At 43.2% G+C, this 24560-nt stretch carries 22 protein-coding genes and 1 pseudogene; 10 read left to right on the top strand and 13 right to left on the bottom strand.

What is annotated here, in order from left to right; all coding sequences use genetic code 11:
• Positions 1-37 precede the first annotated feature (37 nt).
• Complete coding sequence (locus EO98_RS17405) at positions 38-3805, bottom strand: PGF-pre-PGF domain-containing protein (protein ID WP_052734577.1); 3768 nt, start codon at positions 3803-3805, stop codon at positions 38-40.
• Positions 3806-3924: 119 nt separating this feature from the next.
• Positions 3925-4347, bottom strand: a complete 423-nt coding sequence (locus tag EO98_RS05845; RefSeq protein ID WP_048132725.1) for a hypothetical protein — start codon at positions 4345-4347, stop codon at positions 3925-3927.
• A 551-nt stretch (positions 4348-4898) separates the two neighbouring features.
• On the opposite strand from EO98_RS05845, the gene EO98_RS05840 reads away from it, so the two are divergent.
• Complete coding sequence (locus tag EO98_RS05840) at positions 4899-5078, top strand: 4Fe-4S binding protein (RefSeq protein WP_048132723.1); 180 nt, start codon at positions 4899-4901, stop codon at positions 5076-5078.
• 94 nt (positions 5079-5172) lie between these two features.
• Here the strand turns inward: EO98_RS05840 and EO98_RS05835 are convergent, their stop codons facing one another.
• The 3 genes from EO98_RS05835 to EO98_RS05825 all read right to left on the bottom strand — a co-directional run bounded on the left by EO98_RS05835 (position 5173) and on the right by EO98_RS05825 (position 7601).
• Positions 5173-5649 (bottom strand): DNA-deoxyinosine glycosylase, encoded by a 477-nt coding sequence (locus EO98_RS05835; protein ID WP_048142808.1) that lies wholly within the window; start codon positions 5647-5649, stop codon positions 5173-5175.
• Positions 5650-5720: 71 nt separating this feature from the next.
• Entirely contained in the window at positions 5721-6512 is a 792-nt protein-coding gene (locus tag EO98_RS05830; RefSeq protein ID WP_048132719.1) for a winged helix-turn-helix domain-containing protein, read from the bottom strand.
• Between the two features lie 234 nt (positions 6513-6746).
• Complete coding sequence (locus EO98_RS05825) at positions 6747-7601, bottom strand: winged helix-turn-helix domain-containing protein (RefSeq protein WP_048142807.1); 855 nt, start codon at positions 7599-7601, stop codon at positions 6747-6749.
• A 594-nt stretch (positions 7602-8195) separates the two neighbouring features.
• Here EO98_RS05825 and EO98_RS18840 point away from each other — a divergent pair.
• The 5 genes and pseudogenes from EO98_RS18840 (at position 8196) to EO98_RS05800 (ending at position 13295) form a co-directional block, all read left to right on the top strand.
• A complete protein-coding gene (locus tag EO98_RS18840; RefSeq protein WP_048132715.1) occupies positions 8196-8483 on the top strand; it encodes a hypothetical protein in 288 nt (95 codons plus the stop codon).
• Positions 8484-8504: 21 nt separating this feature from the next.
• Positions 8505-9281 carry a methanol--corrinoid protein MtaC gene (gene mtaC / locus EO98_RS05815; protein WP_048132713.1) on the top strand — a complete coding sequence of 259 codons (777 nt, stop codon included), beginning with the start codon at positions 8505-8507 and terminating at the stop codon, positions 9279-9281.
• Between the two features lie 10 nt (positions 9282-9291).
• On the top strand, positions 9292-10677 hold the full coding sequence (mtaB, locus tag EO98_RS05810) for a methanol--corrinoid protein co-methyltransferase MtaB (RefSeq protein ID WP_048142804.1): 1386 nt from the start codon (positions 9292-9294) through the stop codon (positions 10675-10677).
• A gap of 318 nt (positions 10678-10995) precedes the next feature.
• A pseudogene (locus EO98_RS05805) lies at positions 10996-11988 on the top strand (transposase).
• A 167-nt stretch (positions 11989-12155) separates the two neighbouring features.
• Positions 12156-13295, top strand: a complete 1140-nt coding sequence (locus tag EO98_RS05800) for a UDP-N-acetylglucosamine--N-acetylmuramyl-(pentapeptide) pyrophosphoryl-undecaprenol N-acetylglucosamine transferase (RefSeq protein ID WP_048140050.1) — start codon at positions 12156-12158, stop codon at positions 13293-13295.
• A 114-nt stretch (positions 13296-13409) separates the two neighbouring features.
• On the opposite strand, the gene EO98_RS05795 is transcribed toward EO98_RS05800, so the two are convergent.
• The 3 genes from EO98_RS05795 to msrB all read right to left on the bottom strand — a co-directional run bounded on the left by EO98_RS05795 (position 13410) and on the right by msrB (position 14994).
• Complete coding sequence (locus tag EO98_RS05795) at positions 13410-14054, bottom strand: HAD family phosphatase (RefSeq protein ID WP_048139823.1); 645 nt, start codon at positions 14052-14054, stop codon at positions 13410-13412.
• Between the two features lie 162 nt (positions 14055-14216).
• Complete coding sequence (locus EO98_RS05790) at positions 14217-14384, bottom strand: hypothetical protein (protein ID WP_235283179.1); 168 nt, start codon at positions 14382-14384, stop codon at positions 14217-14219.
• Positions 14385-14589: 205 nt separating this feature from the next.
• The gene (gene msrB, locus EO98_RS05785) at positions 14590-14994 is read right to left on the bottom strand and encodes a peptide-methionine (R)-S-oxide reductase MsrB (RefSeq protein WP_048132706.1); all 405 of its coding nucleotides are present in this window, start codon (positions 14992-14994) and stop codon (positions 14590-14592) included.
• Between the two features lie 254 nt (positions 14995-15248).
• Between msrB and EO98_RS05780 the strand changes: the two genes are divergently transcribed.
• Positions 15249-15698, top strand: coding sequence for a hypothetical protein (locus EO98_RS05780; RefSeq protein WP_048139828.1), 450 nt, complete (start codon positions 15249-15251; stop codon positions 15696-15698).
• Positions 15699-15722: 24 nt separating this feature from the next.
• Here the strand turns inward: EO98_RS05780 and EO98_RS05775 are convergent, their stop codons facing one another.
• Positions 15723-16934, bottom strand: a complete 1212-nt coding sequence (locus EO98_RS05775; RefSeq protein WP_048139830.1) for an ABC transporter permease — start codon at positions 16932-16934, stop codon at positions 15723-15725.
• A 256-nt stretch (positions 16935-17190) separates the two neighbouring features.
• Here EO98_RS05775 and EO98_RS05770 point away from each other — a divergent pair, with 256 nt between their 5' ends.
• On the top strand, positions 17191-17394 hold the full coding sequence (locus EO98_RS05770; RefSeq protein ID WP_048139832.1) for a hypothetical protein: 204 nt from the start codon (positions 17191-17193) through the stop codon (positions 17392-17394).
• A 229-nt stretch (positions 17395-17623) separates the two neighbouring features.
• On the opposite strand, the gene EO98_RS05765 is transcribed toward EO98_RS05770, so the two are convergent.
• From EO98_RS05765 to EO98_RS05750, 4 genes are all read right to left on the bottom strand, one after another.
• The gene (locus tag EO98_RS05765) at positions 17624-18172 is read right to left on the bottom strand and encodes a flavodoxin family protein (protein WP_048139834.1); all 549 of its coding nucleotides are present in this window, start codon (positions 18170-18172) and stop codon (positions 17624-17626) included.
• A gap of 127 nt (positions 18173-18299) precedes the next feature.
• A complete protein-coding gene (locus tag EO98_RS05760; RefSeq protein WP_235283565.1) occupies positions 18300-18923 on the bottom strand; it encodes a flavodoxin family protein in 624 nt (207 codons plus the stop codon).
• A 254-nt stretch (positions 18924-19177) separates the two neighbouring features.
• On the bottom strand, positions 19178-19894 hold the full coding sequence (locus EO98_RS05755; RefSeq protein WP_048140054.1) for a hypothetical protein: 717 nt from the start codon (positions 19892-19894) through the stop codon (positions 19178-19180).
• Between the two features lie 780 nt (positions 19895-20674).
• Positions 20675-22768, bottom strand: coding sequence for a DUF2341 domain-containing protein (locus EO98_RS05750; protein ID WP_048139836.1), 2094 nt, complete (start codon positions 22766-22768; stop codon positions 20675-20677).
• Positions 22769-23070: 302 nt separating this feature from the next.
• On the opposite strand from EO98_RS05750, the gene EO98_RS05745 reads away from it, so the two are divergent.
• Entirely contained in the window at positions 23071-23586 is a 516-nt protein-coding gene (locus tag EO98_RS05745) for a deoxyuridine 5'-triphosphate nucleotidohydrolase (RefSeq protein WP_048139838.1), read from the top strand.
• Between the two features lie 99 nt (positions 23587-23685).
• On the top strand, positions 23686-24489 hold the full coding sequence (locus EO98_RS05740) for a 2-amino-3,7-dideoxy-D-threo-hept-6-ulosonate synthase (RefSeq protein ID WP_048139840.1): 804 nt from the start codon (positions 23686-23688) through the stop codon (positions 24487-24489).
• Positions 24490-24560 lie beyond the last annotated feature (71 nt).

Raw genomic sequence — 24560 nt, 5'->3', positions numbered from 1 at the left:
ACAAATTTATTGGGAATAAATAATAGGAAGGGAAGCATCAGCTTCTCCTCCTTACAACCAGGAATGCACAGGCAAGCAGCATCATTACAAATCTAAAATCCAGGCCTGCCGCATTCCCCTCCTCGGATAAAGGCTGTCCACCGGTCCCGGCTGAAGCATCGGTGAGGTTTTCCTTAGGAACCAGTTCCAGAGTGCTTTTCTGTACTCCGGACCCCTCCTGTGTAACACCTGTTATGGCAAAATGTGAGAAAACAGGGGTCTCGACCTCGAAATAAACATATTCATCGTCTTCATTGACCTTCTTTGGAAAGAGTAAGTACCATACATAACCATTATACCTCCTCAGTTCGATAGAGGATTCTAAAATATCATTTTCCTCCAACCAGGATTTCTCTACCTTAAACCCTATGACGGGGTTGCCGACATTTTCCGGGGTTGCTACACCCCCGTTTCCGACCCATATGTTAAAGTATTTGTAGATTTCTCCTTCAGGTTCGGCAGGAATCAGGACGGACCTCCCCTTCAGTTCTTCAATAATGGTTGTGACTTTTCCAAAACTTTTTTTGGCATCGAATTCCACATAAACTACAGGAGTGACTTCCCGACTGAACTCGAATCTGATACGGTTTCCATTTGTCACGAACTGCTGGGCAAGTTCCTTGATCTCGACATTGCTCTGGAGCTCAGGAGATCCACCGCCACCGCCGCTACTCCCACTACTTACACTACTTACACCATTTCCACTGCTACCGCCACTTTCACCATTTCCACTACTTTCACCGCTGCTTCCGTCACTGCCTGTTGAAGGTGATGTTCTTGTGACGTTGATGGAAGTTTTGTTTGTGGCCCCTCGTTCATCGGTGACATTTGCATATATTGCGTTTATGCCCAGGGAGAGAGGCACTGTTTTTGTGAATGTGCCATTGAAATCTTCAAGGGAGAGGTCTGCATCAACCCCGTTTACGGTAACCGAGAATAATGATCCTGTGCTGTTTACGGTTCCAAAAACCGTTACTGAATCAGATGTCGTTGAATATCCGTCTACCGGGGAGATTATGTTGATTGCCGGAGCCTGGAAGTAATTGATGGTTATGATAACAGTGTCCTGCACTCCATAATTTCCGGCAGTATCGTTGTATATTATGGTGTAGTTAAAATCTCCAGTCCCGAGATCGGTATTCACCGGAACTGAGAGATTCGTGCCATTTGCCCACTGCACAGGGGGTAATACCTGTTCCCCGTCACATAATACCCAATAGTATCCCGGATACGAGTCAAAAAGCCTCCAGCCAGTGAAGTACGCGGTGCTGTTTGCTGAAAATTCCATGTCCTCCGGAGTATTTGAGATTGGGGATTTTGTATCCACGAAGAATGACCAGCTGTGGGAAATATCGTTTTCCGCGGCATCCAGGGCATTTAAACAAACCGTAACTGCCCCGTCCCCGTATGGTATTGAAGGGATGTGTTCGACCGTATAACCGTTATTTATTTCGGTATTTTTTAGTGAAGCAGGTTCCCCATTAACCGTCATGCAAATGGATGAAGAGTCTATATCGATCAAATCTGTTATATTGGCAGCTATAGTCGTTGTGTTGTTGGGGGTAAATGAGCCGCTTAAGGGACACTCTCCGGAAACCTCCGGGGCAACGAGATTAAAGTATTCCGAATCTATTCCGTGGTTTACATAAAATGCCTTAAAGATAGCATTGATATGAGGCGTACCATCGTTCAGGTCGGCGTTGTCATCATCGACTATCAGTATATCTTCAAGGTATTCCCGGAAGTCCTGAGGTTCAAGTTTCATGCCCCTGAGGACCAGCTCGTCAGCAAGCTCAGCGCCCAGAATCTCCCGAAGGTCCCACATGGCGCCCGAAATGATCTGGCTGTCATAATGAACTTCACCAACTATATCGTCAGGGTACCGATAGGTATTGTTTAGGTTTCTCAAACCATTGCCACTGCTAACATAGAATCCCTCCCCAACTAAGGAATTATTGTTTACCGTGCATGCAAAATAGTCTGCCCAGCCTTCATCAAGGGCTCCGGATTCACCCTCATAAGGCAGATATGTGGTATAGACGTGATCAACAACGCTATGTATATACTCGTGGTAGACAACATCACTGAGGACAGCTGTAGATTCATACGCGCCTCCTGCTGCAAATAAATAGATGTTTGTCCCATCCGAAAATGCATTCCCGCTTTTCGACCCGTACTCTACGGTGGCAATTGCCTGATAGTCCATGGAGTGTATGTTAAAGGGGCTTCCCTTTGTGAAAAAGTCATGGATGACATTAACATGGTAGAATACATTGGACTCCTCCCTTTTATAAGACGTATCCACATCAGCCCAGTTCCAGTCGTATGTGGGCGAGGTCAGGTTAAATTCCACAAAGGCATCTGTTTCATCCTCATTGATAACCTTCACATAAGGCCCGCTGAGCTCTGAATACAGGTTAATACCCCCTTCCAGACCTGTGATGTTATAGGAGCCGTTCCCGTCAGTTGTTGTTACCGGATTAAGAGATGTATTTATTAGACCGAATTTATTAAATATCCAGTTTTCACCCCCTTTTTCCAGATCATCTGCAAATGCAACCCCGCTTTCACTGGAGATTGTAATGTTGTCTGCGTAGAAACCGTCCCCTAGAACAGCTTCATCAGTGTCGTAAAAAAACCCTATCCAGACCTGCTTCCCGTCATAGGCTGATATGTCTATGGACTCGTCGGCCCAGGAATCCTGGCTTCCGGTAAAGTTTCCTATGGAATAAAATAAATTCCCGTCTTCCGAAATAATCGCATATGTATAATCATAATCTAATTCGAGATCGTATCTTGTGCTGAAATTGAACCTGGAATTGACTGCGCCGGTCAGGTTAATAGGATTGAAAGTTACTGCATACCCTGTGCCATTGTTAAATTTACCAGAATACAGGACGTTATTTGATTCATTTGCTTCGTTGAACGTAAACACTCTCTGGTTCCGGAAAGGAACATAAATAGGAGTGTCAGCAGGGCATTCGGGGTACACTGTACCGGTCACATTTCCGTTAACAGTGAGGGAAATCATCCTGTCATACCTGTACAGGATCTGCCCGTCATTTGCATCCACGAAACAAACCCAAGCGCTAAGGGGATCCCTGAGAGGAGCCAATTCGATTTTGTAGGCAAGATGGTATTCATAGCTACCTTCATTTCCCACAGGATAGATCACAAGGGAAACCTGCTCTGCTTTGGCAGCTTTATTCTCAGAGGCAGTTCCGGATTCCGGCCCGGAAAGTTCTTCCAGCGAGACCGAACTCAATGGTGCAGCAGGACGTATAATATCAATACCAAGGTCGCTGCCTGCGGCAGAAAGAGCCTGGAGTTCATCTATTGAAGCTTTCGTAGGGACCTTTATATCAGGGAAGTAGCTGGAATCCACGGCTACGAGCTTTCCGTCGTTTACAGTGACCCCAATCCTGGAGGAATATACAGGGATCCCCCTGTACAACTGCCGGTAGACAATGTTGCTTATACCACTGCCGTTTCCATCCAGCGAGCAGTCATGGTCATCTTTTATAAGCTCCAGTTCTACGGAATCCAGGCCGAAGATCTGGCTGTTATCAGCAAGGAATTTCCTGACTTCAGGCTCTGCCTTCTCGGAAACTCCTGTAAGTTCTATACTGCTTCCTACAATTCTTCTCGGCAGGTTTGAGTCCTGATCTATCGAAACGTTCCAGTCAGGCCCGTATTTTGCTGCGAACAGGGTTTCTTTGTTCACAGGACATTGTCCGATGTTTACCTGCTCGTTAGAAATGGTCACATTACCCGAATGGAATTCATCCGAGCCTGCGATTCCGGTTGTGGGTAATAAGAATATAGATAATAAGAATATAGATAATAAGAAGATACAGATTCTCGTTTTTATATTAACACCTTCTTTCAGGTCCTGAATAATTGGATTTCTTCAAGGATCGACTCGCCGGTACTGTTCAGGTGTATCTCCCATTGCATCCCATATCCGACAGTTGCGATCCATATGACTTCCCCGTTTGATTCGGACTTTTCAATATTACGGATGTCTTTTTTGGAGATGTTGTAATACCTGGGCTCACCGGCTATGTCATAGTATACGATCTGGTGTCCCACCAGCGTTTTCTCTATATTTTCATCTATGCTGGGTTCGGAACTGTTTTGATCACCCGGAGGAGTATCAGACACATTTTGAGAGGGCTCATCTTCAATGCAGCCAATTGCAAAGGTAGTAAAAACTATAATCAGAAAAATAAGGAAATAAATCGATGAATGGCGAATTATCCCCCTAGCCAGGCCCCTACGGCTTTGATCTTTTATGGTTATGTCCATGTAATGCACCAGGATCGTGATATTTAATTTTGTGAGAGAGTTTAAGACTTTTTCAGTAGAAGATATACTCTTTTATTTTATAAAGATATATTAAAATTTAACAATATGTTTAATATATAAACTTCAGTAAAAATAGATAAAATACGGACACTGAACAAAAGAAGTAAATACCCATATTGAGGCAGAGTTCAGTTTGAAAACTTAACTTTGATGTTGAAGATAGTTTCATCGTTAAGAACAATTTAAAGGAAATTTTTTATAATAATTTTTAAGATGTATGGTTTAATTAGATTTGACAGTTTAGGGATAAAATAAAAAACAATTAGATGTATACAAAAAATTTATCCCCAATATCTCAAAATGAGATAAAAAACTGGAGAGAACTTTCCTAAAAGGATTGCAGAAAAAAGGGACAAATTTGCAGCTCAGGCAAGGAAGCTCCATCACCAGGTAAAAATGATAAGGAGAAGCTGGCACAGAAATATATAAATAAAGAGGAATATAAAAGAAGAACCAACTTATCCTTAAACAAAGCAAAGGAGTAAAAATTCATGCCGGCAAAAATCAACAAAGAGGAATGTACAGGCTGCGGGACCTGTGTGGAAGAATGCCCTGTAGAAGCAATCATTATTGACGAAAATGAAGGCTATGCAGTTGTAGACGAAGATGAATGTGTGGACTGCGGAGCCTGTGAAGAAGCCTGCCCCATAGGAGCTATAAAGACCGACTAATCCCCGGAATTCACATTTTAAGGTTCGCTCTGGGAACGAAAACCACAGTACTCGAACCCGTGGGAAAGAGTGAGTTGGCTGACAGGAACAGCTTTTAGCGCTTAAGAGCAGCTTCCCACTCAGACTCCCTAATTTTTAAAAATCTTCGGTTCATCCCGCTTGAAGAGGGCAGGACTTTAGTCTTATAGCCCATTTTTCTCAGGAAAGGTTCATATTCCCCTGATTTTTTGCCGTTGAAACAGACAAGCTTCAGCTCCGGAGCTATTTCCTTTAATATTGAAAACTGGTTTATCTCTTCATCCTTGATTTTAGAGTCCTGGCTTCCGTCCCGGCTTCCAGCCTTAAACACATCCCAGAGCCCGAGTCTGTTGCGTTTCAGAATCTCAAGCCTCGTATTATAATCCATATCCTGAAGGTTTTCTCCGATTGCGCGGCCGACCAGCCTCCAGAAATCATTTCCCGGATTCCCATAGTACTGCTGCTTTCGGAGGGACTCGTCACCGGGAAGGGAGCCCAGAATAAGGATTTCAGTCTTTTCGTCAAGGACTGCCGGGAAACCTCGTTTCATCATGATAAAGAAAGTTAGGCTTTGAGGCTACTTTAATTTTTAGAATCGAAAAAAAGTAAATTTGTATAATCTGTTCAAACCTGTGTAATCTGCTCAGACATTTCCCTGTAATAGTTGAAAAGTTCCTTCCCCCATTCAAGAGCGCTTTTTTCAAAGCTCACCATTTCATGGTTATAGTACCTTCCGTCCTTTGAGATCATAGATATCGAGATAAAGCGGTCCGTAACAAGGCTGGAAGCAAGTTCGATTTTATTATCACAGACAAAGATCTGCGTATTTTCCATTTTTAGGAACTCTCCGGCTTCCTGTCTGTGATCGGAAACCAGTTTCCTGTATATGGGTTTTTCCAGAACCAGAGAAACTTCTACTCCTTTATTCGCAAGGTCCAGATAGAGACCCGGATACCCCGGGCGGAAAAACGAAGAGACTTCCATGACCGTTTTTGATCTGTAAAGGGGGTCCATGATTTCAGGAGGGTAATCAAAGATATGAGTTCTCTCAGGCACAAGCTCCATACACTTGCCAAGCTCCCCGATCCGGTCAAGCAGGTGAGAAGGAAGGGTGCTAAGGTTCTGCCTTGCCCAGTAATCATGGTTTTCATCAAAAACCCGGAATGTGGAGAGGAGGGGTTCCATTTTGGGAACTATAAGCTTCCCTTTTACAGAGAGTTCGTAACTGCCGTCTTTCTGCACCAGCAACCCGTCTTTGATCAGGATACGGATCTGAGCCATAATAGGGCTAGAACTGACTTCAAGCTCAGTCTTGATCTCTTCAATCGTTTTTGGCCCGTTCTTCAGGAATAGAAGCAAATTTTTTCTTTTGTCCGAAAAGAAAATAGTATCTATTAACTGCAGTTCCATACTCATTCGATTCAGCCTCCCTCAGGAAAGGAATTTGAGATTAAATAAGGTCTTAATTAAGATTATTTGGAGTTATTTCGGATTGAACAGGAATTTTTCAGCAACTCGAATAATTTCCAGCAACTCGAATAATTTCAGTAACTCGAATAATTCCAGCAAATCTGGAGAATCTCAGTCACCTTATTTATTTTGGATTAAAGCTTCAAACCTGTATTAAATCTGTTAATACATCAGTAGATATCAGTGAAGGCTTAACAGCATAGATTCCGATAAAGCTCCGTTTTCGGATGTGCATATAACACTGTCAATGCTCTTCTCACCCTCGACCTTTAATGACCTTGATTTATAGAAATCAAAGAGCTCTCTTGCCCAGGAAATAGCCTGAGGCTCGGAACAGCACATATAGTCATGATAGAACCTACCCTGGCTGTCAAAGAGAGAAATCATCATCCCGCGATCAGAGACAATAAGCTCGGCAATTTTTACACCATCCTGACAGACGAAAAGTTCGGTGTTCTCCAGAGTGGCAAATTTCCTTATTTTCCGTTCATAGTTGTGCAGGAACTTCTCGAGTACCGATTCCGTAAAAATAAGGGAAACCTCTGAATCAAGCCTTCCGAGCTTTGAATAAAGGGGAAGGAACTCAGGCCTGTAAAAGGATGAAAAAACCATGAGATAGCGGGAAGATGAAAAGAACTTCAAAAGTTCCGTACTCGGTTCGAATATCTGGCTGGGATCGGCTGTGACCAGATTGCAGTCCTTAAGATCCCCTATCCTGCCAAGAAGATACTGAGGGATTCCGCCCAGGTCATGTTCAATCCAATAGTTGTCTTTTTCAACCAGGGTTAGGACGTCAACAAGGGATCTGACTTTTTTGAACACCTGATCCCCCATATCTGTCAATTCATAGCTGCCATTTTTGTGAATAACCAGATTACTGTCCGTGAACCTCTTGATCTGGGGTAAGATAGCTGTGGGAGAAACATCGAGAAGGACTTTAATTTCTTCCATTGTTCGGGGTTCTTCTCCCAGGAGTAAGAGGAGGTCTCTTCTTTTCTGGGAACGAAATACTACATCTATTAACTCAGATTTCATTCAAACCACTTCTATCTCTTTTTTTGTAAATATAGGATATCTGCATCGTGTGACACCGTAACGTTCGTACAGGAACGAATAAAGATTTGCATTCCGTTCGGGTTCTGTACGACCTTAATAAGAGGAAGAGTTTACGCCATATACTGGGGATAACCGATATGTCCATTTATATAAAAGAATTTGGATGAATAATTTAAAACGCAATATGGGCAAGATAAAATAATTTTATCAGTGAGGGAAAGAGGGAGAATTCAAAGGAAAAACGACATCATTAACCATAGTTCAAAAAGATAATGGCACCCCGACTATGGATATTAAATGTATATGTGTGACTGAAAGAGTAAATATGAACATTGAAATTTTTAATAGGCTTTATCTGAATAACGACATTGTTTAAAAAAAGTGAGATTGTTTAAAAATAAAAATGTCCTGAAAAATGTTGAAGAGGAGATACCAGATTTGCCCCAAAAATTTAGAGCTCCTTTATCAGGAGAGAAGAACTGGAAAGATCAGAGGGTCGAAAATAGCATCTTGTCCTCAAAATTTCAGACCCCGTGTTGCCCTGTAAAAATCAGGAAAAAATTTCCGTCGGTTATGGTATATGGGATAATTTCCCCTAATTACGCTGTAAACACATGTCAGCATGCAGACATGAGCTACAATAAAAAAGGAAAAGTTCCGGGAACAGGAGAAAGAAATTCTTTCACCGGTATTGTACTTCAGAAATCTGGAATTTACACCCTCAAAGATAGAGAAACTTCAGATATTTCTCAGGGTACTACCACAGAAAGAAAAAGCTTTACAAAGGCAAAACCGGAACATCCAAGACCTTATAAATCCGGAAAACTGCAGATCCGGAACGTCAAGGACCTTTTTGTTTAATCTAAATGGAGGTTTAGAAATATGTTGGACTTTACAGAGGCAAGTCTGAAAAAGATATTAACCAGATACAATGTGGCTCTGGAGAAGGAGATGACTCCTGAAGAAGCCGCAGAAGAGCTTTATCCTAAAGACGAATTTGTTTACCCGATTGCAAAAGCCATCTTCGAAGGAGAAGAAGATGATGTAATCGAGGGTCTCCAGGCAGCAATGGATGCAGGCCAGAACCCGATCACCCTCATAGACGATGCCCTCATGGTCGGTATGGGCGTTGTCACCAAGCTCTACGATGATGGAGTAATTTTCCTCCCTAACGTCATGATGTCTGCTGACGCCATGCTCAACGGTATAGAATTCTGTAAGGAAAACTCCGAAACTGCCCCTGTAACAAAGGGAACTGTTGTCTGCCACGTTGCAGAAGGTGACGTTCACGACATCGGAAAGAATATCGTTACCGCTCTCCTCAGGGCAAACGGCTACGATGTGGTTGACCTCGGAAGGGATGTCCCTGTTGACGAAGTTGTTGCATCAGTTATTGCAAACAAGCCTCTCATGGTCACCGGTACTGCACTCATGACCACCACCATGTATGCATTCAAGGAAGTTAACGACAAGCTCGTTGAAAAGGGTCTAAAGGTTCCATTCGCATGCGGTGGCGGCGCAGTTAACCAGGACTTCGTGTCCCAGTATGCACTCGGTGTGTACGGTGAAGAAGCAGCTGACGCCCCCAAGATTGCTGATGCAATCATTGCAGGTACCAACAATATCGCAGCATTAAGAGACAAATTCCACAAGCACTGAGGTGAATGAGATGGCAGCAACAAGATACACTTCAATGGCATATGCAAGTGCAGACGAAATGAGCTTCGGTGTATCCAAGCACCCCGTAAAGGCAGGCCTTGGCCTTGAGATCGGTGCTGGCTACACAATTCCTGAAATTAACTACGCTCCTAGACCTGAAGCAGGTGCATCCAAGGAAAAACTCATAAAGGAATACGAGAGGATCACAACCGACGTTATGTCAAGAATGGTCCAAGTCGGTTTCCCAGCAATTATCCTTGAAACTGAACACGTTCAGCAGATGTCCAACAACCCCTCCTGGGGAGCAGAAGTTGCACACGCCCAGAAAACCATCATGGAAGAATACCACGATGAATACGGCATAAAGTGCGCACTCCGCCACACAATCGGTGACATCCGTGAGAACAGAGAATTCCCCCAGCTCAGAGGCGACAAGTACGCGGTCTTCCTCGAAGCCTTTGAACAGTGTGCCAAATCCGGTGCAGACCTGCTTTCCGTAGAGAGCATGGGTGGTAAGGAAGTATTCGACCACGCCGTACTCAGGAACGATATCCCAGGTATGCTCTACTCAATCGGCTGCCTCGGCTCCATGGACATGGAAATGATCTGGTCCGACATTGCAGCAATTGCAAAGAAGACCGGCACTGTAGCAGCTGGTGACACCGACTGCGCCCAGGCAAACACCGCAATGTTCATCGGCGGCGGGCTGCTCGACAAGAACCTTGCCCACACCCTCGCAATCATCGCAAGGGCAATTTCCGCCCCCAGATCCCTCGTTGCATACGAATGCGGTGCAGTTGGCCCCGGAAAGGACTGCGGCTATGAAAACATCATTGTCAAAGCCATCACCGGTATGCCAATGACCCAGGAAGGTAAGACTTCCACCTGCGCTCACTCCGACGTAATGGGTAACCTCATTATGCAGTGCTGTGACTGCTGGTCCAACGAGTCCGTTGAATACCACGGTGAATTCGGTGGTACCACAGTTCAGTGCTGGTCCGAGAACCTCGCATACGACTGCGCCCTCATGAACACCGCTCTTGAAACCAAGAACGAAAAAGTTCTCAGGGACCTTTTCATGCTCTCCGACAGGTACAGAGACCCCCAGTCCTACGTGCTTGCATACGACAACGCATACAAGGTCGGCCAGGCAATTGTTAAGGACGGAAACGATATCTACCTCAGAGCAAAGAACGCTGCAATCGAATGCTGTGACATCGTCAGCGAAGGTGCTGCAGGCAAGCTCGCACTCTCCAGGTTCGAAACCAAAGCACTCGCAGACGCAAAGGCATCCCTGGACTCCCTTACGGACGACATGGACAAATTCATGGACGACTGCCTCACAAAGTACAAGAGTGAAGTTAAAGTCTTCCTTCCGGAGAACTACGGCTTATAAGCCCTCAGTTCTCTTTTTTTCTTTTTCCAGTTTCATTTACTTTATACTGCATATTTTTGTTTTTCACATTACATTTCTGCACATTTCAGTACTGTTCGATTCTCTTCACTTTTTTGGCCCGCAAACCTTTAGCCCGGATTTTTACTACATTCATATGACTTTAATGGTTAACAGTATAACCAATTCAGGCAGCACGTGCCCATTTTAATTGGGAATCCGATCATTTAGAATATAGGACTTACGCACTTGAACTGCCGACAACTTCATGTCATTTAAAATATACTTACATTTATTAATCCCTTAAAAACGTACGGAGTTATGGATATAAATCCACCCAAATGTAACGACATTGAATACATTAATTTTCTCATTGCAGCTTCTAACGTTTTCAGTTGTACTGAAGCCGCTAGATGTTATCCAAACGTAGCTAATGCTCCTTCTCATGATGCTTTCACTCGTTGCCTTCAAAGGCAGCCTCCAGACACAGAAGCGCTATGGGAATAAGTAAAAAATCACGTCAAGTTTGAGGAAGGCTATCTAATTGTTGACGATTCAACACTAGATAAACCATACGCAAAAGAAATGGCTTTTGTTTGTCGTATGTGGAGTGGAAAACATCATCGTACTGTAAAGGGAATAGGTCTGATCACCTTAATTTGGACAGACGGAACAACCGTTATTCCTGTTGATTTTAGAATTTATAACATCGATGAAGACGACAAAACAAAGAATGACCATTTCCTCGATATGCTTGACAAAGCCGATGAACGTGGTTTTAATCCCGAATTTGTTTTGTTTGATACATGGTATGCAAGTGTGAAAAACCTTAAAGCCGTTAGAAATAAAGAATGGCATTTTCTCACAAGGTTAAAGAAAAATCGGTTGGTAAATCCTGACAACAAGGGAAATGTACCGCTTGAAACAGTAGATATTCCTCCAAAAGGACGCGTGGTCCACCTAAAAGCATATGGATTTGTTAAGGTGTTTCGAATAGTTTCAAAAGACGGAGACACGCAACACTGGGTTACAGATGTGCAGGATATGGATGAATCAAAACGTGAAGATGTGGCAAAGAAGTCGTGGAAAATTGAGGAATATCATAGAGGGATAAAGCAGTTCTGCGGTGTCGAAAAATGTCAGGCAAGAAAGGAAGGGGCACAAAGAGCGCATATAATGTTCTCATTAAGAGCTTTTCTCAGACTGGAATTCCAGAGAGTAAAAAGTGGAATATCCTGGTTTGAAAGTGCCATGAAAATTAGAAGAGTGGCAGTGACAGCATATTTAAATAACCCTCTATACACATTAAATTAATTAATGTAAAAGTGAGAATGTTAAAAACGATATGCTACGGCTCAACTGCGTAACTCCTAGAATAGTTATCTGCCCATTAATACAACATCTACAGGAAAGTGGACAGATGGAAGACAGTAAACCTTTGAGTGAGAAGTCCTGAAGCCGGAAGAAAAGGAGTTGTGCTGATGAAAATAATGATTTTTATATGCGGGGAAGGGCTTGGCCACACAAGCCGCTGCCTTGCCCTGGGGAAAGAAATGATGAGTGCAGGGCATGAGGTTCACTTTGGAGCATATGGATACTCGAAAGAGCTTATCGAAAAAGTAGGTTATAAGGCCCACGACATTCCCTCGGAAATCAAGCTGGTGGGAAAAGAAGGAGCTTTAGACTTCACAGGGTCGGTAGAAGCAACCTTGAAAAACGCCCAGCTCCTGGGTGGGCCAAAAATCCTGAAGCTAACCAGAGATATTGGCCCTGATGCCGTGGTTTCGGACAGTTATTACCTTGGAATCCTTGCCGCAAAAGCCCTCAAGCTCCCCGTTTACCTAATCCTTAACCAGTCGAACATGGAAGAGTTTTTCAAAAGCAGGGGTGTACCCATAAGACTTCTCGGGGAACTGACCAAAAAGGTGTACAACCAGATCTTCGAGATGGTGGACAGGATAATCATCCCTGACTATCCCCTCCCCTACACGGTCTGCAGGAAGAACCTGAGTTTTACCCACAAAATCCGGGAAAAACTTTTTTACAGCGGCCCCCTGGTCCAGAAAAAGTACGACGAAGTTGAAGAAATCTCCCTCAAAAAGCCCCACATCATCTCCCTTATTGGAGGTTTCGGATACAGGGAACCGATTTTCCGGAAAGTGCTCGAAACCGCAAAGCTCGATTCCGGCATCCACTACACTCTCATTTCCGGCCCTAGCCTTGACCCTTCAAAATTCACTGATCTTCCGGAAAACGTGCAGGTACTCCAGTTCATAAAAGACACCTTCCCCTACTTCAAGAGTTCCGATGCCGTGATCGCCCCCGGAGGGCACAGCACAATGATGGAAGCTTTAAGTTTCGGAATCCCGATCATCTCTTTCCCGGACGAGGGGCACAACGAACAGGAAAGCAACGCCGAAGTGGTCGAAGAAGAGGGCTACGGAAGAAAACTAAGTTACTCTACCCCTCCGGCGGTCATTCTGGAATGCATCCGGGAAGTCCTGGAAGACAGGGCGTATAGGAATAAGACCGAGCGGCTCCGCAAGCTTGCAAACGAGCTGGACGGGCCAAAATCCATCAGGGAACTGCTCGAAAAAGAGGCAGGACAAGATGCCTCCTGAAAAGCCTCTTTTCCAGCCTTTTCGAACATTTGCCTTCGAACAGCCTTCCTGAATAGAATTTTTCCGGCTCTGGAGATAAAATTCAATCATGCATCAGACCAATCATGCATCAGGTCAATCATGAATCAGGCTTTTGAAATACCTGAAAAGCTCAGCATGGTTTTCAAAGACAAGATCTGCATGCTGCAGCCTTTCGGGCCCGAGTGTGCTTGCGACCGCTACACAGTAAAGCCCTGCGTTTTTTGCAGCTTCAATTCCCATAGGGGCGTTTTCCACAACCAGGCACTCATTCTCCGGCAGGGAGAGTTTTTCGACTGCTTTCAGGTACGGCTCAGGAGCAGGTTTTCCGTTCTCAACGTCCGAACCCGTGACAACGACCTCGAATATGCCGGAAAAGAAGTTTTCAATTACAGTCCCCACAACCAGACGGCTTGAACCTGAGACCAGGGAGAGCCGGAACTTACCCCTCAGCTCATCCAGGCAACTGACCATGCCGTCAAAAGGCTTTATCAGGCTGAGGTCAAGAATTTCCCGCTTTCTTCGGGGAATAGACTCGAAATCCTCAGGCCCGGGGTTTTTTCCTGATTTTTCGAAGATGGATCTGACTATTCCCCGGTCATTTCCACCTTCGATTTCATAGATATCTTCCCTTTTGATGGAAATCCCTGATTCCCGGAAAGCTTCAACCCAGGCGTCAGCATGAAAACGCATGGAATCCACAAGGACGCCGTCCACATCAAAAATAATTGCTTTGAACATCTACCCTGAAAATTGGTGTAATCTATAATAAAGCTTATGAAAGTACCCATAGATAAAGATTCTATATAGAAATGCTCGCCCAGGTCAGATAAATCATGCTATCTTTCGACCTGCCAGCTTCCCCGCCGGCTTTCCTGCCGGCTCCCTCCAAAAGACTGCCCATCATTTCAGATACCTGTCGTACAGGTACCCGGCCAGCCAGTATCCGAGAAAGGAAAAAAGAAGGGTACCCGGAGCAAAGACGGGAGATTCATACCCTTTCAGGCTAAACAGCAGATTAAAAAGGGCAAGGTAAAGAAACAGAAAAATGATAAAACCGACCAGCTCCACCTGTGTTTTAGAAGGTTTCAGATTTCTTCAAGCCCCCTTTTAAGCTCCCTTGATTTCATCCTTCGGGCCTTTTGGACCTTATTACACAATTGAATTTTCCTTATACAGAGTTACCTTATTCAGATTTACCTTATTCAGATTTACCTTATTCAGATTTACCTTATTCAGATTTTCCTTATTCGGATTTTCCTTATTCGGATTTTCCTTATTCGGGTTTCTTCTTGAAGTCAAGGGAAACGGCATTTATGCAGAAGCGTTTTCCCGTAGGTTTCGGCCCGTCATCGAAGACATGCCCCAGATGCCCTCCGCAGCGGGAGCAGACAACTTCAACCCTGCGCATGAAATGGCTGGTGTCTTCCTGAAGCCTTACTTTGTCGCTGGCAATAACATCAGAAAAACTGGGCCAACCGGTCCCTGACTCGAACTTGGTATCGGAAGAAAAGAGTTCCTGCCCGCAGGCGGCACAGGTATAGACCCCTTTTTCTTTGTTATAATAAAGATCCCCCGAAAAGGGCCTCTCGGTACCTTTCTGCCTCAAAACGTGATATTGTTCAGAAGTGAGAACCTTTTTCCATTCCTCTTCTGGTTTCTCGATTTTATCTTGTGCCAGTCACAAACCCCCTTTATGCATATAACTCAATTATGCCGGAAATATTATTATCCTTCGGGTCAGGGGAAATCCGGACTTCTCCCGAAGGAAAGAGCATTGTATTCTATTGGAGTATTGTATGCTATTGGAGTATTGTATGCTATTGGAGTATTATATGCCACATAATTATAAAGAATGGTGCATAAAAAGAATGGTGCATAATGATTCAACAGGAATTACATTGCAGGAATAAGAATTCGTGAGTCTGGGGTGCCATGAAGGAAAACTGGGAGAAAAGAAAAGACCACAGTATAATAACAGCTTTCCTTGTATTTTTTCTTCTTACGGTGGTGTTTGGCCTGATAGTTTCCATGCAAATCCACCTGGGAAAATTTACTTTTCCGTTCTATCTTGTTGTTACCGGAATGTTTCTTTTTGCTACATCCCTGGAAACAGATAGTCGTATTGGAGAATGGATTGCCTCTTTCAGCTGGACTCTTAACATGTTTGGCCTGCTACTCTTTTACCAGTACGTGACAGGAAACTGGGAAAGCTGGGTTTACACCTGGCCTCTTATATTCCCGGCAGGACCGGGCCTGGGCCAGCTGAGTTATGGAGCAGTGAAAGCCAGAAGAGAGCCTTTTGAGCGGGGGAAGGTTCTTATCCGGATGGGGCTTGGGCTTTTTGTTCTGACTCTGATAGTTTTCAAGCTCTTTTTTCAATAAATCGAGATAAGTTCAGGAAATATCTTATTCGTATCTGAGCGAGTCCACGGGCTTCATTTTTGCGGCTTTTCTTGCGGGATAGACGCCTGAGACGAAACCGACAGCGACAGCAACGAGAAAACCGGCAACAATCAGGCTTAACGGGAAGACCACAGGCAGGTTAAGGAGGGATTCCACGCTGTATGCGCCTGCAATTCCAAGAGCGCCTCCGAGAATACCCCCGAAGACTCCAAGCAGGATTGACTCGATCATGAAAAGAAAAAGGATGTCAAAGCCTGTGAAGCCAAGAGATTTGAGCACTCCTATCTCCCTTGTCCTTTCGGTAACGCTTACGAGCATGATATTCATGATCCCTATGGAGCCTACAAGAAGGGAAATAAGGGCAACTGCTGTCAGGAAAGAGCTGAGGGCTGCTGCCATCATGTCAGTCTGCTCTAAAACCTCAGCCTGGTTCACCATCATGTAGGGCCGCGAATCTTTGTCCTCAAGGTCCCTTTCGGAAATCCCGAAGCTCCGGGCAAGGCGCCTGTCAACTTCATCCGAGGTATCCTGAATTGTTGCAGGGTTTTCAGCCATTGCAAAAACCCCTCCATAGTCCGTTTCGCCAAGGATCTCATTCATGACATCGATAGGGATCAGGACAGCTTCGTTATCGTTGTACGCCTGGACCATGGTATTATCCGGGTTCTGGATAATTCCCTTAACCTTGAAGGTTTTTGTGATTTTCTCGTCTTCTCCTACCCTGAAGGTTATATCTATGGAGTTTCGGGCCGAGATGTTCCGGCCAAACTTCTCGTTTGCAATATCGTGCCCGATAATTGCGACATACCCATCATTGTCATTAATAAAGGTGCCTTCCCGGAGCTGGGTATTTGCAACCTCATCATAATCTCCCCCTACCCCGCTTACCATGATGCTTTTGGTCTCGGACATGTACGTAACTTCAGCAGTCTGGGACTTCAAAGGCGAAACCCCGGACACACCGGGCGTATTTTCAACTATCTTCAGCTGATTGTCGTAAAAAAGCTTTGGCTGCATCCCCTGAATATAAATGAAATTTGAGCCGATGTTGTTTACTTCATTCGTAAAGTGCTGGTTGAAGCTTGCCCCAAGGGACACATTTGCAATCACAGCCGCAACTCCGATAACGATTCCAAGCACCGTAAGGGTCGAACGCATCTTTGCACTTTTAATGCTTCCAAGCGCTATTTTTCCTGCATTGAAAAAGGGGATCATGAATGGGGGCTCCGTTATGTATCTTTTTTCGGGAAAAGATAAATTTAAGAATTGAAGGCCAAAACTGATTTTCTTAAACTTTATTTAAATGAATATATCAAACATATAAACCCTGCTAATTATGGGAACATTAATCCGGAATAAAAGAAAAGACCGTTTTATAGTTTAAACCAGAATCATCTTGCTACTGAATACTACTGAAAAATGATTCCTGTATTTCATTTTTTCATATTTTCCAGGTTGTAAAAGGAAAAAATTGAGCAATAAAAGAGAGGAAGAGATTAATATGCCCCTGAAAATCCGCCCCGAAACTCCCTCTGACTATCCTGCAATAACCGAAGTAAATGACCTCGCCTTCGGGCAGCCTGATGAAGCGTTTATGGCGCTGGAGTTAAAGAAAGGAGCTCTTGACGGGACCGGAGGGGTTGCAGAGTATCCTGAAGAGTTCAATAACGTGTAAGAACAATAGCGTGTAAAAACGCATTTAAAAGATTTGAAATTGAAAAATCCGGAGCCAGGCGGCATGAAATCAGAATATGAATTCATGCTTTATGGATTTAATCTATCAAATTATTTTCCGTGCCAAATTATTTTCCACATCAGATTACTTTCTTTAATTAATTTCCTATAAAAAGAATGGGAAATAGATTCCCATAGCAATAAATTTATAGAATATCTCTTTTTGTGTTTTACAGGCTTTTGCCGATTTCTTTTGCTTGTGCAAGGATTTCAGGCTGTTGAAGAATATCTTCAGGAGTGTAGGTTCCTGCTGCAACTATACTTCCTTTGACATCGAAGTTCATGAAAGAAAATAGGCCTTCTAAATGGGCGAAATAATGTTTAAAGGTATCTGGATCTGGGGCTCCCTGGGTATAGGCCAGGACAAGCTTTTTGGGAACCTTAAGACGGGAAGAAAGATCAGGATTGAGCAATGCAACCAGCCTGTCTACGAAGAGTTTGGTCTGGGCTGTAATCTCCCACATATATAGGGGAGAGCCGAGCACAACAGTATCAGCTGCCTGGACTTCTTCATAAAGCTGCTGCATATCATCATCGATTACGCATTTACCTTCGGTTCTGCAGTTCGTACAACCTTCGCAGGGGTTGATATCCAGTTTAGAGAGGTTGTAGGCTCTTACCTCAGCGCCGTTTTCTGCAGCCCCTTCGAGAATTGCATTTACAAGTTTTGTGGTGTTTCCGTCTACTCTCGGACTTCCAATTAATCCTAAAACTTTCATTTGAAATGCTCCTCCGAAAAAAAGAATAAAAAAACTAGATAGATGATTCAACAAAGGTATAAAATATTTCCGAAAAAAATCTGACTGAAGACGGATTTCCTCTACAAAATAGATAAAATAGAAGATTTCAGAGAGACTCCGTCAAACTTGATTCGACCTTTCTGTACTCCGGGCCTGGAATGTGTGAAATCGAGACCAATTTCCCAAGGGCCTTTGCTTTCTCCAGCAACTTGGGCCTGAATTCAACTTCAAGCTTATCCGTGCCTGCTGCAACGATTGTATCCAGAACATCAAAACCCAGATAGTAAAGAAGACCTGCTGTGTATTCGAAATACGTTTTAAAGGCATCCCTATCCTGAATTCCCTGAGTAAAGACAAGGATTAGTTTTTTATTGTCAAACCTGCTCGAAAAATCCGGCCTTAAGAAAGCTGTCATGCGGTCAATAAGGAGTTTTGTCTGGGCTGTCATCTGCCACATATATACAGGAGAACCGAGTACGAGAACATCGGCAGCCTGAATTTCTCGATAAAGTTTCTGCATATCATCATCTATAACACAGCAACCGTGCTCCTGGCACCTGCAGCAGGCATCGCAGCCTTTGATGTCAAGAGAAGCAAGGTTATAGACTACAGTTTCTGCCCCCTTTTCCGCAGCTCCCTCAAGAATTGCATTAACAAGTCTTGAGGTATTACCATCGACTTTAGGACTACCCACCAATCCGAGAACTTTAATGCTAGAACCCCCGTTCAAATTTAAAATACAGAATATAAAACATTTTTACGCAAAAGTATAAACGACTGGTCAGGATAAAAACGTTTCTCTTACAAAAAAAAATTGTTCAGTGGAGATAAAAAACCCGGGAAAAAGTAAATAGAGACAAAAGTAAATAGAGACAAAAGTAAATAGAGACAAAAGTAAATAGAGACAAAAGTAAAAAAAGAAAAAGAGAGAATAATTCTGCTGATTTAGTTTTACTGGTTTGATCGGTTACCTGGTTCTGCTGGTTACCTTTTAATGACCATGAACGCACCGAAAAGCGCTGTAACAAAAAGCAACCCCGTGAAGAATATTGAATAACCTGCTTTTGCAGCATCTTCGCCTTCCTCATCACCTGCTTGAGTAACAGGCTCCTGCATGTCAACAGAACTATCTGTCACTCCCTTTGCAAAACTGGCTTCTTCAGAATTTCCTGCTTCTGTGGAATACTCAGATGATACAGAATCTTTATTCACAATTTTTACATCGCCTTCTGAATCACTGCTGCTACTTGAATCCTTACTGCTTGAACTCGTATTTATGTCAGCAGAGGAAACGGAACCTTCAAGATCAACTTCAGTTATCGTTCCCGGAGTTTTGGTTGTAATCGCTTCAATTTCAGAGACAGGTATATTAAAACTGGTTATATTTCCATTGACATAGAACTCCACAGTCTCAATATTAGTATAGTTTTCAGGAGTGAGATTCAGGTTCAGGCTGTATTTACCTTCTTCTCCTACGGTACTTTTTGCAATTAGCTCTCCTTCATAATATGCCAGAATCTCAGAGCCCTCAGAGACAGGTTCTCCATTAACATCCAGCCCACCATACAGGATGAGCGGCAGGTCAGGCACATCTCCAATCGAATCGTTTTCCTCAGATAAAGCAGTCACACTTAACACTGCAAACACAGACAATATCATCAGGCTTAAAATAAGCACTCCGAACTTTCGGTACTTAATCAAAACTACTTCCCCCAACTCCATTTAGGTTAATGTAAAGCTAATGAAACCACTACCCTGATTTGATCCCTGCTTCATCCAGAAAACAGCTGCATAGTCTGCAGGTGCCTCGTCAGAAAAGCAGGTTTCTCGTCAGAAAGGGTTTTTGTTTACAGGTTTTTTGAATCTCTTTTGTTCAGGCAGGATTTACCCACCAACAAAACTCACAGATATTTTATTTGAAAATATTTCCTGCCCGGAAATGTAATAGGACAAGAGTTATTGGAATATAATATAATTAGATATTATATATAGCAGTATTTTGAAAAATAATAATTAATTTATAATAATAATAATCTGCTCCGCCTTCATGGTCATATCGACCAAAATTGACTCAGAACATTTAGAAAACTGTTTTAGCACCCTGCACGCAGGTTCCAGATGTCAAACGATGAAACAATGCAACTCCCAGCAGCAATGTAAATGAAAGAAATAGGGCTATGCGAAAAAGAAGGGAAAATGGATGAAAAAGAAAAAAGAAGGGAAAATGGATGAAAAAGAAAAAAGAAGGGAAGAAAAATATTTTTTCTTCTTTTGTTCTTAATTTGTTTTTCGTTTGTTCTTAATTTGTTTTTCGTTTGTTCTTAATTTGTTTTTCGTTTGTTCTTAATTTGTTTTTCGTTTGTTCTTAATTTGTTTTTCGTTTGTTCTTAATTTGTTTTTCGTTTGTTCTTAATTTGTCCTTCTTTTGTTCTTCCTTTTGCCCATTTCTCTTTACTAGCCTGCTATTTTCCTGATTTTGTTTCAATTTTTCTTTGCCTTAAGAAAAGCAAATGCCCCAAGCCCTGCAAGCAAAACAGAGAGCGTTTCAAACCCGGGTAATGCTGACTTCGGTTCTTCGGGTTCGGCCTTCACAGGCAGGGCTTTGTAGGCCTCATAATTGGAAATTGAAACTCCCATAAAAGCCGAATCGTTAGAATAATATTCCACCAGGGTAGCAAAAAGGTTCTGTATTGAATACTTATCCTCAAAGCCTTCGTCTACGGAAATTTCTATTATTCCTTTTGAGTTCACACCTCTTATTTCACCCATCTCGAGGGCAACCGCATCCTCAATATCCGATTCAGAGATCAGGCCTTTCTTCTCACGGTCATAAGCCCTGACAATAAAGAAATCTACATGAGGAGCAATTTTTTCAACGTTTGATGCAGCATAACCGAGAGGAAGACTTGCTGAAATGGACACATTTTCTCCGGCTTTTTCCCGGGCAGCCTCAAAAAGGGGTATATAGTCCATACAGCCCTTTTCAGAATCGGAATTCTGAGAAGTTTTCATGTAGATGTTGATTCCATCAAAAGGTGCGAGCGACTTTTCATTATAGTCAAGGATGACGTTCAAAGAAGACTGAGAGGTGTTCATAGCTTCTTCTTCTGTGCAGTTGAGCTCCTCAAAAAGCACTGCATACACTGTCATTCCTTCTTCATGAGCCATTTTTACAAAACGCTCATACTGCCAGACATCTTCACCGTTCATGCTCAGGAAGATGGTATCGATTCTAGAGGAATCAAAATCTTTTGCAAGTGCAGGGAAATCAAGCTCGTATGGAGAAGAGAGCTTAACTCCTGAAACATCGACACTGTACCTGGGGAACAGGGTTTCCGGGACTTTGGTCTCATTTCCACTCTGATTTTCCTGTATCTGCACTGGTGTTTCAGGGGTTTCTTCAGTAACTGAAACCTCAGAAACAGGAGCTCCAGTCTCAGGAGTGGTTTCGGACTCGGAAATAGAATCAGGTTCGGAGATAATATTTTCTGTGGAGGTTTCAGCTTCTATCTGATCAGAAGCGAATTTGACAGATGGCTCGGATTCTACAAATTTGCGGACAAAAGCATAGTCTACAGCCATATAGCCCGTATTCTTCGAGGCATCGGAATAAGAAGCTGCATAAAGATAAACATGCATTGGGAGGTTTGTAATATAATCATTTGAAGCATAATCCATTCTTGAATCCCGGACTCCGTTCTTAAACCAGGCTATCTTACGGGTATCGTTTTCTTCATACCAGGCGATTCCCGACGTATACCATTCTCCTTCAGGAACACGGACATCGGTCCGGTCAAAAGTGTTAAACCTCTCCTTCCTGTAAGACGTCTCCCAGCGCACACGGCTTTCATTGGCAAATTCGGTTTCGTGCTTGATCTCGTTTTTCCTGTTGCTTATCTGATCTATGAAACCCTGTCTCAGCAGAGGTCCTCTCTCATCAGTTCCTGTGGTAACCTTCATTCTTTTGACCAAGAACATGGAATTAATTCCAAAACTGTCTTTGCTGTAGATCAGGGAGGAATCATAAGCATGGACCTTAGGAGCTGACACATTACACATGCCATTTTTGACTTCAACCAGGCCTCCGCCTGCACTTTCAGCGTTCCATTCAAGCCTCTGGAGGTTATCCCCCTCAAAGCCGTCGAAAAATTCGAAGGTTTTTTCTCCGTTACTCACTGCCTCAGCCTCCGGATTTCCGCACTTCAGAAGAAGCGTGGTGCTTCTGTTCGCAGATAGGAAGGGGAGCCTGACCCAGATAAGAGCTTTTTCAGCTTCCGGGTCCCAGGTTTCAATCCAGTAACTGAGTGTTCGTCCTCCGGAAAAGAAACGAAGGTCAGAACCGTCTGTTTTTGCCTGTGAGAAATTAAAGTTAAAAGAATTCAGGTTGATAGGAACCTGATAACCTGTTAGATTTTTTCCGGAATGTTCAGTAATTACAATCTCCTGAGAATAGGCTTCCGTATCAGTTATTACAGATGGAACCAATAGATCATTCGCTGTAGCCAGCGCAAAGCCAGTCATCAAAACCAGGAGAAAAATAGAAATAATCCCACATGTGATCAGTCTCTTTTTCATATTTAGCAGCCTCTTTTAAGCCCTTTAATCAAACACGATAAAAAATACTATAAAGAAATTATTAACCATAACAGATATTATTTATTTTACATACTTATTAACCCAAAAACAATAAACCTTTTCATAAGTACTTGCACAGAATAATAGCTAAAATAATAATAGTTAAAATAATAATAGTTAAAATAATAATAGTTAAAATAATAATAGTTAAAATAATAATAGTAATTTATATAAAAATATAGTGAGAGAGAAGATAGAGAGTCCGAAACGGTAATAAAGAATCTTTACAATTACAGTTTCCAATGACGCTTCTATCCAGCAATGAACTGAAAAAACTTATACAGGCAAACCCTCCTTTGCTTGAAAACGCAATTGATATCGAAACCCAGATCCAGCCAAACGGGCTTGAGCTGACCCTGAAAGAGATAAAAACAATAGAAGGTGCGGGAGCTGTCGACTTTGACAACTCAGAAAGGAAAGTTCCCGACGCAAAACCCCTGGAATTCGGGAGCGATGGGTGGATTCACCTTCCGAAGGGGATATATAAAGTACTCTTTAACGAGATCGTAAATATTCCCATGAACCTGGCTGCAATTGCAAAGCCAAGGTCAAGTCTTATTCGCTGCGGAGCAACCCTTGAAACTGCGGTATGGGATGCGGGTTACAGGGGACGCAGCGAATCTATGCTTGTAGTTTATAACTCAGCGGGCTTCAGGCTTAAGAAAAACGCCAGGATTATGCAGCTCCTTTTCTATACCCTTAACAGCGAAGTAGAAGAAGGATATTCCGGAGTCTACCAGAACGAAAATACAAAATGAGCTTTCTGAGAAGAGAAACAGTATTTTGACGTAGGAAAGAGGCACCTGTAGAAAATATATAGATAAAGTATATATTATTAGATCGGTATATCACAACCTATGAGTACTATAGGGAAATCCGTAAGGATGGAGCGTATTTTCAACCGAACTACGGGTAATGCCATTATCATTCCCATGGACCATGGAGTTGGTGCTGGCCCCATTTCAGGGCTTACAAACCTTCAGGACGCTGTAAATAAGGTTGCCGAAGGTGGAGCTAATGCCGTACTAGGGCACATGGGACTTGCCAAACACGGGCACAGAGGATACGGACACGATGTGGGTTTGATAATCCACCTCTCAGCCTCAACCTCCCTTGCTCTTGATCCGAACCATAAAGTTCTTGTAACAACTGTGGAAGAAGCCATAAAAGTCGGAGCTGACTCAGTATCTGTTCATATTAACATAGGGGCTGAAGACGAATATGAAATGCTGCAGGGGCTCGGCTATGTTGCAGGAAAATGTGATGAATGGGGAATCCCTCTCCTTGCGATGATGTATCCGCGCGGGAGAAAGGTCCGTTCCGAATACGACGTGGATGTAGTAAAACATGCGGCCAGAATCGGGGCTGAGCTCGGGGCAGATATTGTCAAAACAAACTACACCGGAAGCCCTGAAACTTTCAAAGAGGTTGTCGAGGGATGCCCCGTACCTGTGATTATTGCAGGCGGTCCCAAGATGGGGTCAGAAAAGGAACTGCTGGAAATGATCGAGGGTTCCCTTGAAGCAGGTGGACGTGGTGTTGCAATAGGAAGAAACGTCTTCCAGGCAGAAGACCCCACGGGTCTTGTGCGGAGAATTGCAAAAATCGTCCACGAAGGTATGACTGCAGAAGAAGTGATAAAACTGGGCAGCAATGTCTGAAACCCAGACGCTTAAAGGAAGTAAGTAAATTAATAAATTAAAAAAGTAATGAACTTAATTAAGATTTTGAT

This window comes from Methanosarcina sp. 2.H.T.1A.6 (genome assembly GCF_000979455.1).
Taxonomy (GTDB): domain Archaea; phylum Halobacteriota; class Methanosarcinia; order Methanosarcinales; family Methanosarcinaceae; genus Methanosarcina.
Note: the sequence above shows the minus strand (reverse complement) of the source record. Positions and strands in the feature narration are given on the sequence as shown.